At 41.7% G+C, this 16,979-nt stretch carries 7 protein-coding genes; 6 read left to right on the forward strand and 1 reads right to left on the reverse strand.

Annotated elements, in window-relative coordinates; all coding sequences use genetic code 11:
* Window positions 1-13: 13 nt before the first annotated feature.
* Window positions 14-1,603 (reverse strand): peptide chain release factor 3, encoded by a 1,590-nt coding sequence (locus J1G40_RS17675; protein ID WP_265243991.1) that lies wholly within the window; start codon window positions 1,601-1,603, stop codon window positions 14-16.
* Between the two features lie 402 nt (window positions 1,604-2,005).
* On the opposite strand from J1G40_RS17675, the gene J1G40_RS17680 reads away from it, so the two are divergent.
* The 6 genes from J1G40_RS17680 to J1G40_RS17705 form a co-directional block, all read left to right on the forward strand.
* Window positions 2,006-5,458 (forward strand): gliding motility-associated C-terminal domain-containing protein, encoded by a 3,453-nt coding sequence (locus J1G40_RS17680; protein ID WP_265243992.1) that lies wholly within the window; start codon window positions 2,006-2,008, stop codon window positions 5,456-5,458.
* 18 nt (window positions 5,459-5,476) lie between these two features.
* The gene (locus J1G40_RS17685) at window positions 5,477-6,433 is read left to right on the forward strand and encodes a type IX secretion system membrane protein PorP/SprF (protein ID WP_265243993.1); all 957 of its coding nucleotides are present in this window, start codon (window positions 5,477-5,479) and stop codon (window positions 6,431-6,433) included.
* A 10-nt stretch (window positions 6,434-6,443) separates the two neighbouring features.
* A complete protein-coding gene (locus tag J1G40_RS17690) occupies window positions 6,444-8,381 on the forward strand; it encodes an OmpA family protein (protein ID WP_265243994.1) in 1,938 nt (645 codons plus the stop codon).
* A 269-nt stretch (window positions 8,382-8,650) separates the two neighbouring features.
* Window positions 8,651-12,388, forward strand: a complete 3,738-nt coding sequence (locus tag J1G40_RS17695) for a beta strand repeat-containing protein (RefSeq protein WP_265243995.1) — start codon at window positions 8,651-8,653, stop codon at window positions 12,386-12,388.
* Between the two features lie 218 nt (window positions 12,389-12,606).
* Complete coding sequence (locus J1G40_RS17700) at window positions 12,607-16,005, forward strand: FG-GAP-like repeat-containing protein (RefSeq protein ID WP_265243996.1); 3,399 nt, start codon at window positions 12,607-12,609, stop codon at window positions 16,003-16,005.
* 514 nt (window positions 16,006-16,519) lie between these two features.
* Window positions 16,520-16,979, forward strand: a 460-nt coding sequence (locus J1G40_RS17705) for a hypothetical protein (protein ID WP_265243997.1), incomplete at its 3' end; no start/stop codon positions are given.

Below are 16,979 nucleotides of genomic sequence, written 5' to 3' on the forward strand. Positions count from 1 at the left end.
CAACAAACAGCCGCTATTCAAACTCTGAGGTAAAATGCAGTTTTACAGAAGGGTATTTTTGCTGTGTCATCTGAAGTGAGAACGAAGAATCTGCTAAAAACACAAGTTGTCCGCGCTTGTCCTTGGCCAGAAACTTCTGTTTTACCCGTATAAATTCTTTGTATTCTTCATTATTCTTATCATCGGCCTCTACCCAACAGGCTTTGTATACCGGGAAATTTTCATAGGTGCATTTGGCGCCGTATTCATGTTCCAGACGATACTGTATCACCTCATATTGAAGTGCCCCAACGGTACCAATTACTTTTCTCCCATTGAGTTCTAAGGTAAAAAGCTGAGCAACCCCTTCATCCATCAATTGATCAAGGCCTTTATTGAGCTGCTTGGACTTCATGGGATCTGCATTGTTGACATACCTGAAATGTTCCGGAGAAAAGCTGGGAATCCCTTTGTAATGCAATATTTCCCCTTCGGTAAGGGTGTCGCCAATTTTAAAGTTTCCTGTATCATGCAGTCCAACTATATCTCCTGGATAGGAGATATCAACAATTTCCTTTTTTTCAGCAAAAAAGGCATTGGGGCTCGAGAATTTTAGTTTTTTATTGTGCCTTACATGCAGATAGGGCTTGTTCCGTTCAAATGTGCCCGAAACTATTTTCACAAATGCCAGGCGATCACGATGTTTCGGATCCATATTGGCATGAATTTTAAATACGAAACCTGTCATCTCCTCTTCCTCTGCAGCCACAAGTCGTTCTTCTGCTTTTTTGGGCCTGGGTGGAGGAGCTATTTCGACAAAACAATCCAGTAATTCCCGGACTCCAAAATTGTTAAGTGCAGAGCCAAAAAATACTGGCTGTAAAGTACCGTCCAGGTAACTCTGCTTTTCAAATTTGGGATATACCCCATCTATAAGTTCCAGATTCTCCCGTAGATCTGTGGCAGCCTTTGATCCTATAATTTCCTCTAGTTCGGGATTCTCCATATTGTCAAAGGCGATAGTTTCCTCTATATTCTTTTTGCTGTCCCCGCTAAACAGATTGATATTTCGCTCATATATATTGTAGATCCCTTTAAAATCATAACCCATACCAATAGGGAAGCTCAAAGGGGTTACATGGAGACCAAGTTTTTGCTCCACTTCGTCTAAAAGGTCAAAGGCATCCTTCCCTTCGCGGTCCAGTTTATTGATAAAGACAATCATAGGGATGTTTCTCATCCGGCAAACCTCTACCAGTTTCTCTGTCTGTTCCTCCACACCTTTTGCAACATCAATTACTACAATTACACTATCTACGGCGGTAAGTGTCCTGAATGTATCCTCTGCAAAATCTTTATGCCCAGGGGTGTCAAGGATGTTGATCTTCTTGTCTTTATAAAGAAAAGCGAGTACAGAAGTTGCCACAGAAATACCCCGTTGACGTTCTATCTCCATAAAATCACTGGTGGCAGATTTCTTAATTTTGTTGTTTTTTACCGCTCCTGCTTCCTGTATGGCACCACCAAATAATAGTAATTTTTCTGTCAGGGTTGTTTTCCCGGCATCCGGATGGGAAATGATTCCAAAAGTTCTGCGTTTCTCTATTTCTTTCTTGAAATTCACAAGTCAAAATTTCGGCAAAAATAAATGAAAAATCGGCTTCTTTCATAGAACGTGTCTATTATCTTATTTTAGGTGGATCAGAAAATATGGCTTATTGTCTTAGCGGTTGTGGTTGTGTAAGAAAGTTGCAGTTGATTTACAGGGAATTCCTTTAAATTGCTATTGTTTCATAGTATTTATTTGCAAGTCGTCGGGGTTTGATAATTTTGGAAATCGTCCATTTTCAACCTTTTATCGAGTATAAGTGTTGTTAAAAGAAAATAGATTATTTCTGCTTCCAAAACAGTTTGCAGGTAGGGATTTATACCATATCTTGCATAGAATTACTAGAGAAGCCCTAACTCTTACTTTCTATTTTCCTACAAGGCCATGGTGATATGTTTAAATCGAAAACTATCATTTATGGAAAAAATTACCCCTAACAGAATAAGGCAAAAAGCAATTTATGGCACCTCCTTATTAGCTGCTTTTTTTGTCTTAACACTCACATCCTCTTTTGATGAACTGCCCAATAGATTAAGCTATAGCTTTTACTATATGGACTCCGATGCTGATGGCATTGTTGATGCCCTGGATATAGATGACGATGGAGATGGTATATTGGATACTGTCGAGGATGCAAATACAGATGGCGATAACAATCCTGAAACCAACCCCACGGATACCGATGGTGATGGAAGTCCGGATTATTTAGACCTGGATGCAGATAACGATGGTATCTCGGATACTATTGAAGCACAGGATGCCATGGAAATAATTCCTGAATCCGGAGAAGATACTGACGCAAATGGTCTTGATGACGCATATGAAGATAGCCCCGGTAGCGGAGAAGGACTAACACCCGTGGATACAGAAGGTGATGGCATAGCAGATTATTTGGATGCGGATTCTGACGATGATGGTATTTTAGACAGCGTGGAATCTAGTGTGCTAAGTACCGAATACGATTGTGAAACTGTACCAAATTTAAATTTCAGCAATGCTCCAACTCTGGAATCCGGTGTAGGATTTAACGAAGGAGCCGTATATCGGTTTAGCAATATTACCGCTGAGCTCGATGCTCTTGTGACCATTGATGAAGTGCTAAATGGAGAAATTGCCACCCTGGATCAAAATGCCGTCGATCCGGAATTTTTTAAACCGGAAATTACTTTTACTACAACAGACGATGTAAGGCGTCCATATGTAGATCTGAGGATCTCCCTTGTAAATACAGGTACAAGTACTCCTGCAGTATTAGATGAGCTTATTGCCAATTTTATTGATGTAGATGGAAATGAGTCGTACCAGGAGTACAATAGATTTGATACCCCGGCAAGCTACACCTTTGACAATCCTACCGATGTAGAGATTAATGTTACCGCTGGTGGCTTGCTCATAAATGGTGGAACAACTGAATTTGAAGGTATTTTCAATACCCACCCAACGGTGAATGTTGCAGTAGAGTTTGTAAATATATCCACCTTTGTTTTCAGATTTGGGATACAAACACAAAATGATAATAATTTTACTACTAATGTTCCAAGGCAATCTGGGATTCAATTCTCTTGTCTGGATAATTTTGTAGACCCACAAACCATAACATTCAGTACAGATGTGGATTCTGATGGCGATGGCTACCCAGACAGGGTAGACCTGGATTCGGACAATGATGGGATACCGGATAATGTTGAGGGGCAAACTACGGCAAATTATATACCTCCAACGGGAGAAGATGATGATAATGATGGCTTGGATAATGCCTATGACGGGGAAGAAGAACAGGGTGTTGATCCTGTAAATACCGATGGTGATGATCTGCCAGATTATCTTGATAGCGATAGTGACAACGATTTGGTTCCTGATAATAATGAAGGCAATGATTTTGATTTTGACGGGGTTCCGGACCAGATACCTACGGGAGATGATGCAGATGGTGATGGCCTTGATGATGGATATGAAGGAAGTGATGTAAACGATGGCTTTGACGTAAATGATGAAATAGACGATCCGGCGAATGATCTGCCCGATACCGACAACGAGTCAGACGACGTAAACTATAGAGACCTGGATGACGACGGGGATGAAAAGAGCACGCCAGATGAAGATGTTGACCAGGATGGAGATCCTACCAATGATGATACCGACGGGGACGGTACCCCAGACTATTTAGATCCGTTTGATGATCCGGATACTGATGATGACGGAGTTCCTGATAATGTAGATATTGATGATGATAATGATGGGATATTGGATACGGTTGAAGATCCAAATTTAGATGGGGACAATAATCCAATGACAGATCCCCAAGATCTGGATGGTGATGGCAGACCAGACCATCTGGATATTGATTCGGATGACGATGGCATCCCGGATAATGTGGAAGCACAAACTACAGCAGATTATATTCCGCCTACTGGTTTAGACGATGATAATGACGGTCTGGATAATGCCTATGAAGGAGACGGTGATGCAGGTGTAAATCCTGTAAATACAGATGGTGAAGACGAGCCAGATTATCTGGACGATGATAGTGATAACGATCTTGTTCCTGATAATAATGAAGGGAACGACTTTAATTTTGACGGCGATCCGGATCAAACCTTTACCGGTGTCGATACAGACCAGGATGGCCTTGATGATGGCTATGAGGGAAGTGACGTAAATGACGGTTACGATGTGAATGACGAAATAGATGACCCGGCAAACGATCTACCGGATACCGATGGGACCGAAGATGTAAATTACCGCGATTTTGATGATGACGGCGACGGTATTGATACGCCAAACGAAGATGCTAATGAGGATGACGATCCAACAAACGACGACTCAGATGAAGACGGTACCCCAGACTATTTAGACCCGGATGAGCCTGATACTGATATGGATGGTGTACCGGATAGCGTAGACCTGGATGATGATAATGACGGAATTCTGGATACCACTGAAGATCCCAATTTGGATGGGGATAATAACCCATTAACAGAACCCTTAGACAGTGATGGCGACGGTTTTCCAGACCACCTGGATATAGATGCGGACAATGATGGTATTCCGGATAATGTGGAGGCTCAGACCACCGCAGGATATATTCCACCCAATGATGACGATGAGGCCACATATGAAGCTAATAGCGGCGTTAATTCTGCCTATCTGGATGGGCTTACTCCTGTAAATACTGACAATTCAGACGAGCCAGATTACCTGGATGATGATAGTGATAACGATTTGGTTCCTGATAATAATGAAGGGAACGACTTTGATTTTGATGGGGTTCCGGACCAGGAACCTGGTACAACAGATACTGATGGTGACGGGCTGCTTGATGGTTACGAGGGGAACGATGATAACGATGGCTTTGATGTAAATGATGAAATAGACGACCCGGCCAATGATCTTCCGGATACCGATGGAACAGAAGATGTTAACTACAGGGACCTGGACGATGACGGAGATGGTATAGATACTCCTAATGAAGATGTAAATGGAGATGGAGATCCTACTAATGATGATTCTAATGGGAATGGTACTCCGAATTATCTTGATCCTGAGGATCCTGATGATGATCCAATACTACCAATTGAGGTAAATCAGATGGTTACCCCAAACAATGACGGAAAAAACGACTTTTTATTTATCCGCAGTGTAGAAAGGGCCCTTAACAATTCTCTGAGAATATTCAACAGATGGGGAGTTGAAGTCTATGCCGGCACCAATTACAATAATCAGAATAATGTATTTGACGGTAGATCTAAGGGGAGATCTACAGTAAGTGTAGAGGATTATTTACCATCTGGTGTTTATTTCTATATCTTTGAATACCAAGAGAACCAGGAAAACGTTACTGATAGTGGCTATCTCTATATCAGTAAATAACATAGTGTAATGTATATTATGAACAGAAGAAACCTATTATTTCCCCTCTTGTTAATATTTATCACCATTGGTGGGCTATTTGCACAGCAAGACGCACAGTATACACAGTACATGTTTAATACCATGAGCGTAAATCCGGCTTATGCAGGCTCAAGGGGCCAGTTGAGTATCGCTGCCCTCTACAGAGCACAATGGGTAGGATTGGATGGGGCACCTAAAACCCAAAGTCTCAACCTGCATTCACCAATCAGGAACAGTAAAGTAGGGTATGGTATATCTATAATCAACGATGACATTGGAAATGGTGTAGTTCAGGAAACCTATTTCGATGGGGTTATTTCCTATAGTGTAGATGTGTCCGTTGATGCCCAGTTGTCTTTCGGATTGAAAGTTGGCGGCAACCTCTTGAATCTTGATTTTAATGGCCTGAATAATTTTGACAACGAACCGATTTCGGGCAACGACATTCAAAATAAATTTTCACCCAATTTTGGCCTGGGGGTATATTATCACGACAAGAAATTCTACGCGGGTTTATCCGCACCTAATCTTCTACAAACACAGCATTTTGATAATGCAGCCGGCGATGCTAATGCCGTACAGTTCTTGTCAACAGACAGAATTAATTTTTATTTCATCACGGGTTATGTCTTTCCTGTGGGAAGTGGTGATAGATTAAAATTTAAACCTGCATTATTGACTAAAGTGGTCAGTGGAGCACCATTACAACTAGATTTGTCTGCATCTTTTCTGTTCAACGATAGGTTCTCCTTTGGCGCAGCTTATAGGTGGGATGCTGCAGTGAGTGCCCTTGTTGGTTTCCAGATTACAGATCAGATTATGCTGGGGCTGGCCTATGATCGTGAGACCACAGAACTGGGTAGCACGCAGTTTAACGATGGGTCCTTTGAGGTGTTTTTAAGGTTTGAACTGGTTAAGTTTTTCAGAGGTACTATTTCACCAAGATTCTTTTAAATAGGTATAAATGAACAGAAGAATACTTTTATTAGTCATTTTACTACTTTCTTTCGGAGCAGATGCCTTAGCACAGGAAAGATTAGTGACTAAAGGAAATGAAAAGTATCAGAACTACTCCTTCAGCCCGGCAATTGATATCTATCAAAAGGTGCTGGACAAGGGTTATATGACCCAGGATTTATTACAAAGACTGGGGAATGCCTATTATTTTAATGCGGATTATCAGAAGGCGGCTGAGGTATATGGGATTTTGATCGAGAATTATGATAAAGGAGTAGGACCAGAGTACTTTTTTAGATACAGCCAGTGCACTAGATCTTTAGGAGAATACCAGAGAGCAGATGACCTCATGGTAAAATTTACCGAAATGACTAATGGCGGAGATAAAAGAGCGGTCACTTTTAAATCGGAAAAGGAGTATATGGCAGAAATTGACAAAAACTCCGGCCGATACAATATAGCTCCCTTTGAGTACAATACACAATATTCAGAATTTGCGCCATCATTATATAAACAAGGCTTACTTTTTTCTTCAGACCGGGATACCGGAAACCTGGCGCGGTACAGACATACCTGGAATTCCAAGGATTTCCTCGATTTGTTTAAAGTCAATATAGACAGTGCTTCCAACAACGCCGTCAGGAAAATGGGCAATGTAAATTCCAGAATGCACGAATCTACTTCCATCACTACCAAAGATGGAAATACCCTCTATTTTACAAGGAATAATTTTATTGATGACAAATATGTCAGGGACGAAGAAGGAGTTGTACGCTTAAAGATATTCCGGGCGCAATTGGATAATGGTGTATGGAAAAATCTGGAGGAACTACCTTTTAACAGCGACAGCTATTCTGTAGCCCATCCTGCATTGAGTCCGGATGAAAAGACCCTGTATTTTGCTTCAGACATGCCAGGGTCCTCAGGAGGGTCCGATATTTACAAAATCGCAATTAATGATGATGGTAGTTTTGGTACACCAACCAATCTGGGTGGGACCATTAATACGGAAGCCCGGGAAACCTTTCCTTATGTAACCAGTGAGGAGATCTTGTATTTCTCTTCGGATGGACATCCAGGACTGGGAGGTCTCGATGTTTTTGCGACAAAAATTAAGGATCAGAAATACGACCAAAAAATAATCAATGTAGGTAGGCCGGTAAATAGTAAAAAAGACGATTTTACATTTGTTTTTACAGAGGAAACCCGGAAAGGATATTTTGCTTCTAACCGTGATGGAGGGCTTGGTTCTGACGACATTTATAGCTTTGTAGAATCAAAACCCCTGGTATTTGAATGTGTACAACAAATTTCAGGAACCGTCCGTGACAAAATTTCCAACGACTTATTGGTGGGTGCAACCGTTAAAGTGATCGATGAGAATAACGAGGAAATATTATCTACTATAACAGATACTGATGGGAATTTTACACTGACCTTAGATTGTAATCAGGGTAACTTTGTCAGGGCAATGATGCAAGGCTATGTGCCTGCAGAAGAATACCTTACGAAATCTGATGGAAAACCTCGTATAATGGATTTTTATCTTGAAAGAGAAAAAGTTACTGCAGGTTTTGGGGATGACCTGGCTAAATTATTGCAACTGAGTACCATTTATTTCGATTTTGACAAATACAATATCAGACCGGATGCCGAGGTAGAAATACAGAAGGTCATAGCGGCAATGGACAAGTATCCGAGTCTTAAGATTAAAGCCAATTCGCATACAGATAGCAGGGGTAGGGACAAGTACAACCTTTGGTTATCCCAAAAAAGGGCAGAGTCTACTGTGAATTATATGATTTCCAAGGGAATTGCTGCAGACAGACTAACTAAAGAAGGCTTTGGGGAAACACGCCTTGTTAACAGATGTGATGATGGTGTAAGATGTTCGGCCATAGAACATGAATTAAACCGCAGATCTGAATTCATCATACTGGAATAAAAATACAAGCCCATAATTAGATATATAGCAGCCCGGGACGGGGCTGCTATTCTTTTATTAAATACCTTCGTCATCCCTTTATCATTGGCTGCTGATCGATAAAAGGTTATAAATTGGGCAAATAAACAGCCCCTCCTTAAAAGTTAACCCCTAAATTCTGCTAATTCACTTTGAATAGTCAGACTTACACAACATTTATTGTGCTTCAAGAATGCCTTCCACTATTTTTACGCTCATTGAGTATTTTAGGTATTCTTTAGTCCCAAACTATGAAACAGGCCAGGTCTAGGAATTGTTTTCTTTTCATTTTCATGATGTTAACCGGAATTCTGTCCTTCGGACAGGAGACCTTTCTGGATAATTTCAACACTACTTCCTACTCCAATAACAACGGATCCATGAATTTTTCAGGAGATTGGGTAGAGACCAATGAAACTACTAGTCCTACCGCAGGAAGAATACTGATTAATTCGAGTCAATTGCGTTTCCAAAACCTGGACAGCAGATACATCACCAGGAGTCTGGACCTGTCTTCAGCTGTTAGTGCCACCTTAACTCTAGATTACCAAAGGACCAATGGTAATGAAAGTATACTGGTACAGTTGTTCGATGGCAGTAGTTATAATACCAGAGCTACCCTGGCAGGTACAGGTTCTGTAAATTATAACCTAACCGCAGCAGAAATGTCAGCAGCATCTTCAATCCGATTTATTACCGGCAGCGGTAATTGGAGCAGTAGTGAAACAATTTTTATAGATAATGTTCTTTTTACGGCCACCCTGAGCCCCACCATTGGTATAAGCGATATCACAGTTAATGAGAATGACGGAACTGCCACTTTTACTGCTACCCATTTAGGACAAAATGCTTCTGGCCCGTTTACTGTTAATTATCAGACAGTAGATGGTACGGCAACGGCAGGAAGTGATTATACAGCTATTGTTGGAGGCACCTTAAGTTTTAACGGGACGGTTGGGGATACAGAATCTATAGTGGTTAGCTTAACAGATGACACTTCCTTTGAAAATGCAGAAACATTTACCATACAGTTTACCGCTACCTCAGATCCTGCTGTGAATATTTCGGCCACGGCGACTGCCACGATCAATGACAACGAGATAGTATTGGGTAATACACCGCTGACCCTGTTCAGGGAATTTGACGGTTATATGGACTATACGTCTACGGCAGGTACTTTAAGGACGCAACCAAATACGGTAAATTCTTGTTCAATTACTACTTCTTCTTCCAATACATTAAGCTCGCCAATTCCAGCAGGGGCTACAATTGATGCCGCATATCTCTATTGGTCGCATTCCGGCGCTAATATGGACTCACAGGTGACCTTTGAAGGAAGTACGGTCAACGCCGAAGTTGCTTATACCACCTCAATAATTGGACTTACTTTTTATGGGCTTTTTAGTGATGTTACCAGTCTTGTATCTGCAATTCCTAATCCATCTACTAACGTTTATGATTTTTCGGGCTTAACAATAGACAATACTGGTTCTTATTGTAGCAGTAGTGTGGTATTAGGCGGTTGGTCTTTAATGATATTTTATTCAGATACCAGTCTTCCGGCATCCACAATTAATCTATATCAGGGTTTTGACGGGAATCAAAATTCCTCATCAACATTTACATTAAATGGTTTTTATGCCATTGGATCGGTGGGTTCAAAAACAACCGCCTTATCCTGGGAAGGAGATCAGACCTTAGCCAATAATGAATCCCTGCAATTTACTACTCCACTTTCGGGGACCAACCTTTTGGTGGGAGACGGGGATAATGATGGTATTTCAGCAAACAATCCGTTTAACTCCACACATTTCGATAATACAACGCTGCCCATTCTGAATAATACAGCCTCACATGGAGTAGATCTGGATACTTATGATGTGTCCGCATTAATATTACCGGGAGAAACCTCTGCCACTACCCAGGTTAATGTAGGGCAGGATTATGTGATCATGAACGCCGTAGTCCTTAAAGTACCTTCTAATCTAATCACCGGAAGGGTCTTTGAAGATGTAAACTACGGGGGAGGGGCAGGACGAAATTATACGGCCGCATCTGGCGTTGGGGTTTCCGGTGCAACCGTGGAGTTATGGGATAATGTTGGCACCTTGATAGATACACAAACCACGGATGCAAGTGGTACTTATGTATTTGCCGGGATGGTTAATGGCACATATAGTGTCCGTGTGGTAAATAGCAGTGTTGATTCTTCCAGACCTGGTGGTAGTGCTTGCGGCAGTTGCTTAGCTGTGCAGACTTTTAAAACCGAATATATTGCCAGTAGCCTTGTTGAAAGGCCTAATGAAGTGGGAGGCGCAAATACGGCGGCCACAGATACCACTGCAGGTGTTCTTGCTGGTGCACAAACTCTGGCTTCTGTAACAATAAACAATGAAGGTGTTGCCGGGTTAGACTTTGGATTTAACTTTAATACTATTGTAAATACTAATGAAGATGGGCAAGGTTCACTGGAACAGTTTATTGTCAATGCCAACAATATAGATGAGACCGGCCTGGATATTGAGGCCAATGGGATATTTGATCCTGCAGCAGGAGAAGACACCTCAGTATTTATGATTCCACCAACCGGAGATGTACTGGGAAGAGCTGCAGATGCTAATTTTGGCAGCGGTTATTTTGATATTTCCATATCTAATGGGAGTCCTCTAACCTCAATTACAGGAGCTAATACAATAATAGACGGCAGAACACAGACCGCCTATTCCGGTGATACCAATTCGGGTACGGTAGGTTCCGGAGGTACTGCAGTAGGTACCTCTTCAATTACCTTACCCAACTACTCATTACCGGAAATTCAACTACACAGAGATGGAGGAGACGTCTTGCTCTTACAGGGCAATGCGGTAACCATTAGGAATGTCTCTGTATATGGAAATAGTAATGCTGGTATTAGAATAGATAGTGGCTCTGCAACAATTACTAACAATTTATTGGGTGTAAATGCGCTCGGTGCCAATGCCGGAAATATAGATTATGGAGTGGAGATGACTGGTGGTACCGTGGTAACAGACGGTAATTATATTGCGACCAATACAGCGGCAGGTATTAGAATAAACGGAGGAACTTCAACAGTGATTCAAAACAATCATCTTGCAGCCAATGGGAATACCGCATGTGATGATAATATTACCATAGATGCTGGATCGGGAATAGTAATACAACAAAACCTCATAGAGACTGCTGCTTCACTAGGAATAGATGGTGATGGTATCTCAGGGGCTGTAGTGATTTCGGAAAATACCATAACTACCTCCGGACAAGATGGAGGGAGTTGCAGTGGTAATATCGAAAATGCTGGTATATTGTTAGATGGTAGTAATTCATCAATAAGTAATAATATCATATTCTCTAATGGAGGCGCAGGCATTGTTTTAGCCGGCGGAAGTACCTCGGGGAACTTAATATCTCAGAATGCTATCTACGCCAATGGTACCGCTTCTGATGCCCTGGGAATAGATTTGGACCCTACTGATAACATTGGGGACGGAGTAACACTGAACGACAATGGAGATGCTGATAGTGGGCCTAACGGAGCTGTGAATTTCCCAATTATTTCCGGGGCCTATATCTCTGGAAGCAATTTGGTCTTAAAAGGCTGGGCCAGACCCGGAGCTACCATTGAATTCTTTTTAACTGATATACAACAGGGGACGGCAACCCTTGGTGATAATCAATTAGGGATGACCACAGATTACGGAGAGGGGCAGACCTATATAGGCACCGCGGTTGAAGGAAGCGGCTCTGATTTGGATGCAGGCAGTTCTGTATATACAGATTTGGATGGGAATACCGATAATACCAATCAATTTGAGTTCAGTATTGCACTTGCCCCCGGGGTATCATTAGGTAATCATTTGACAGCAACCGCCACCCTGGCCAATACCACCTCGGAATTCTCCCCTTTTAGTATCATTAAAATCAGGACTATTATCACCAATAGAAGAATAACCTATAGGGTAAATAATTAGTAGATACGTTTGCGATTAAGGTAGTATTTTACGTACAAAAATGAGTTTTAAATCACTCATTTTGAATTATTTACAGTCAAAGACAACATCTTTGTTTCCCTAGATAACGCATTTTGGCGGCTTCACAACATTAGTTTTAGCACTCCATCATAAATCCCAATATTTGTTATAAGAGAACCTATGAGAATTTGATATACCTATAATAATTCTTGTTAGGCATGGGTGCAAGCAATAACTTTTTTCATTTTACGGGAGGCCTTAAATGGCTTATTCCCTTATGCTTCCTTATCTCTATAAGCGGCTCTGCCCAGACTACGTTTACAGAAAGCGCAGCGGCCTACGGCTTAAATATTGGAGGAACCAAAGATGGGGGACATGCCTGGGCCGATTATGATCTGGATGGAGATTTTGATCTTGTCATAAACCGGAATGGCAGTGGATATCTTTTGCGAAATGACGGTGGAAGTTTTTCCGATCAGACCGCTGCTCTTGCGCCTGACTTCAGTGGAGGTAATCTGGAACGTACCGCCTTGTTTGTCGACTTCAATAATGATGGTTACCCTGATATTTTCAGAAATAAGCACAATGATGTTAGAATTTACCTGCAAGACCCAGCAACCAACAGATTTGGAAATGGGTTAGGAGGTACCGCTCCAAATCAACGCTTTACATCTCTGACCGATGGTATGAATACTGAAGGTGCTGGCGCCCTTGATTATGACGGGGATGGAGATCTGGACCTGTTTATAGACAACCATAACTACGGGATAGATATCTTGCAAAATGATGGGAATGGTTTTTTTACCCATGTTACCAGAAAGGCAGATAGCCCCAACCCACCTTACAATGTGGGGGATCCAACCACCTGGCCACTAGGATTGGTACAAGATGCCACGGACGGGGATTACGGTTCGGCCACCGATTTTAACGATGATGGATGGGTAGATATCGTGGTTCGAAAGCGAGACCAGGTAGATCTATTTACCAATCTTGGTGGTATTTTTCAAAATGGCGTGGATATAGACCAGGCGAATAATAGCAATAAAGGGGCTGTAGCTTTCTACGATTTTGACAACGACGGCGACTTTGACCTCTATTGGACAGAGAATGGCAATAATCAAATACATAGAAACAACGGTGATGGTACTTGGACTGCCTTAGGAGCAGCAACGGGTATTCCAATAAATTTTTCAGGGCAGATTGAAGGCCTTGCTTGCGGGGATGTGGATAACGACGGGGATATTGATATTTTCCTCACCGGAAGTAATACCGGTAAAATGTATTATAACCAGATCAATAATGGCGGGGGGCCTATGTCTTTTGTGGATTCGGGCCTAACATTTCTTTCGACCCCTGGAGAAGGATGTACATTTGTAGATATAGACCAGGATGGGGATTTGGATCTTTATGTAAACAGATCGGGGAATAACAGGTTGTATATCAACAATCTGGGTCCTTTGTCGCGATCCAATCATATCTACATAAATATACAGGAAGACAGGGATGCGCTGGGGTTAACAGGTACTGAAGAACGTTTTGGTGTCGGTGCTACTTCAAAAATTCTGGACTGTGATGGCAACGTAATTTCCGGGACCAGAGAAGTAAATGGAGGTTATGGTCATGGTACCCAGGCCCCGGGGGAGATTCATTTTGGTTTACCCAGTGGACCCCTTGTACCTATAGTTGTAGAAGTGGCCTATCCCAGAACCGCATCAGGAAGAGTGGTAGTGCGACAGCAATTAAGACCCATAGATTATTTTAACGGTAGTATAAATCTCGTTGATATCTTCCCGGATTCAGCCAACGAGCCTCCAACGGCAACCAACGAATATGTTACTGTTGTGGAAAATAGCAATGTAACAATTGATCCTTTGATAGACAATGGTAATGGGGCCGATACGGACCCCGAAGGGGAGCCCATGGAAGTGATTTCGGTAACTCAACCAGGCAATGGTACTTCCGTCCTTAATGGTGATGGTACCGTAACATATACTCCAGATCCTAACTTTTTTGGTAATGATCAGTTTACCTATACCATGAGAGACAATGCTGATTGTACTTTTACCTCAGAGGAAGATACGGCAACAATTTATATTACTGTATATCCGGATTCAGATAACGATACAGTGGCAGATAATATAGATCTAGATGACGATAATGATGGTATCCCGGACGATGACGAATTAGGAATCTTGGTTAACAATAATCAGCCCGCATGTGGAGGAGATACGGCTATGGATTTTAGTGCCGCAGCATCACTGGAGTCGGGTACGGCCCTGCAGCAAGGCGCCGTTTACAGAATAGCTAATGTGACTACAGGTACAGATGCCCTGGTGACCATTGAGTTTATTTATAATGCAACGGTAGCTAATATTGATAATAATGGTTCTGAAGCTGCTAATTTTAAACCACAAACTGCCTTTAACCTTCCTAATATTGGAGACCAGGCTTATGTGGAATACAAAATTGAATTTGTTACTTCCGGTGGTTCAACACCAGTCGTTATACCCAAATTCTTTATGAATTTTAACGATATCGATGGGGGAGCCAATTATGGGGAGCAAAACTGGGTGGATAACCCTTCCAGTTATACCATTGATAACCCTACAGAATTAACAATTACAAACGACGGCTCATGGGTTATTGCAACTGCAGGCTTTGTAGATCATCCCGGATCTAGCAATATAGACCCTGAGGTAAATCTTAGCGTGAATTATAATTCAAAATCTGAAATGTCTTTACGTGTAGGTGCTGTAGCCAGAGTGGCAGGGGCTTCTGCAGGAGGCAGGCAACATAGCATAGAATTTAATTGTGTTACCAATTTTGTAAGTCCTGAAACCTATGGAATAGACAATGATTCTGATGGCATCGCTAATCACCTGGATTTGGACAGTGATAATGACGGAATTTACGATGCAGTAGAAGCAGGTCATGGACAGGCGCATACTAATGGGGTGGTTGACGGAGTTTATGGTGCCAACGGATTGGCAGATGTTGTTGAAACCGTCGCAGAAAGTGGGAATATCAATTATACGATATTAGATTCGGATAGTGATGACCCACCGGATTATTTGGATACAGATAGCGATAATGACGGCTGTAGTGACGCCAATGAGGCCTATGGAGACCCCAATGCAGACGGGGGAGATAACGAGTATTACGATACGGGTAATCCGCCCGCTACCGATGCCTTAGGTAGAGTGAGTGCTGCTACTTATCCGGTACCTGCGGATGTAGATACCAATAGTACTTTTGATTACAGAGAGGCAGCTTTGTCCCCTGTAATTAGTACACAACCAGCAGATACCATCGCCTGTCTTGGATGTGACGCTACTTTTTTGGTAGTAACTTCCAATGCCGATACCTATCAGTGGCAATGGTACAACGGCAGTAGTTGGGTAGATTTGTCCGATGTTGGAATTTATAGCGGAACATCTACTAACACTTTAACAATCAGCAATGTAACAAATGGGGAAGATGGAAATCAATACCGTGTTATTGTTTCAAATACGCTATATATCTGTACTTCCCTAACTTCTAATATTGCTACCCTAAATGTCCGGGTAAATACGGTAATTACCAACCGAAAAATCACCTATAGAGTGAATAAAAATTAGGTGTTTCTAAATGTCAAAAATAAGAGACAAAATTAAGGATTTTTCCTACTTATAGCCCGCGGTAAGTATTGCTGTTATTGAGATGATCGATCAACGAATTTTCCTAATAAAATGAGGTTTTTTCGATGAATACCTCAACTTTTGACACCTATACAGTACTAATTACCCGTTTTACAACATTTATTTTCCAATGGGAGGTATAAAGTTAATTTTGTATGGTGTAATAAACCGATTGATTTAGAGATAGATACATTTGGTTTCATACCAACCCAGATTATGAATAACTTGACCGACTTATTAATATTTCAGCCATTTGATGTAAACAGTGGCAGTAAACGGACCTTCACATCCGCCTTTTCACGCGATATTCTTTTCGGTAAAGTAATAAACCATAATCATTTAAGGGAAGATTAAGCTTTTTGCATTCGGTACGGCGCATTGCTGTATTGAATTGCGATAGGTTGATCAAAAATTAGTGAACATGATTAAACAAATGTTATTTAAACACATTACCATGAATAAGAGAATCCTACTACTCTTCTTTCTAATGTCCGGGTTTGCCTATTCGCAAACGACCGTAACATTACAAGATCAGTGTAATTGTGAAGTGCTTAGCGGTACCGCCGTGACAGCTCCCGGACTTACCACCCCGGCAGGGGCGGATACCGGTGATATTTATGTTAACACCAATACAGGCACCATCTATTTTTGGGATGGAGATTCCTGGGAGTTGACATCTTCTGATGATCAGCAGTTGCAAAATTTTAGTTTTAATCCGGCAACAAATACCTTGTCGCTCGACATTGAAAATGGCAATTCGGTTTCAGTTGATCTATCTGGCTTAGTAGGAACAGACGATCAGACAGCTGCCGAGGTAAATTATGACAATACCGCATCAGGACTTACAGCCACCAATGTACAGGCTGCCATAGATGAGATTAACGCTGCTGCAGGAACTGTGGCACTTGTTGATA

Origin of the sequence: Muriicola sp. Z0-33, assembly GCF_026126425.1 — a bacterium.
Taxonomy (GTDB): domain Bacteria; phylum Bacteroidota; class Bacteroidia; order Flavobacteriales; family Flavobacteriaceae; genus JAFMPW01.

Excerpts from the sequence above, each read along its gene's own strand:
- J1G40_RS17680 (WP_265243992.1), top strand. The coding sequence starts at position 2,006 with ATGGAAAAAATTACCCCTAACAGAATAAGGCAAAAAGCAATTTATGGC.
- J1G40_RS17685 (WP_265243993.1), top strand. The coding sequence starts at position 5,477 with ATGAACAGAAGAAACCTATTATTTCCCCTCTTGTTAATATTTATCACC.
- J1G40_RS17690 (WP_265243994.1), top strand. The coding sequence starts at position 6,444 with ATGAACAGAAGAATACTTTTATTAGTCATTTTACTACTTTCTTTCGGA.
- J1G40_RS17695 (WP_265243995.1), top strand. The coding sequence starts at position 8,651 with ATGAAACAGGCCAGGTCTAGGAATTGTTTTCTTTTCATTTTCATGATG.
- J1G40_RS17700 (WP_265243996.1), top strand. The coding sequence starts at position 12,607 with ATGGGTGCAAGCAATAACTTTTTTCATTTTACGGGAGGCCTTAAATGG.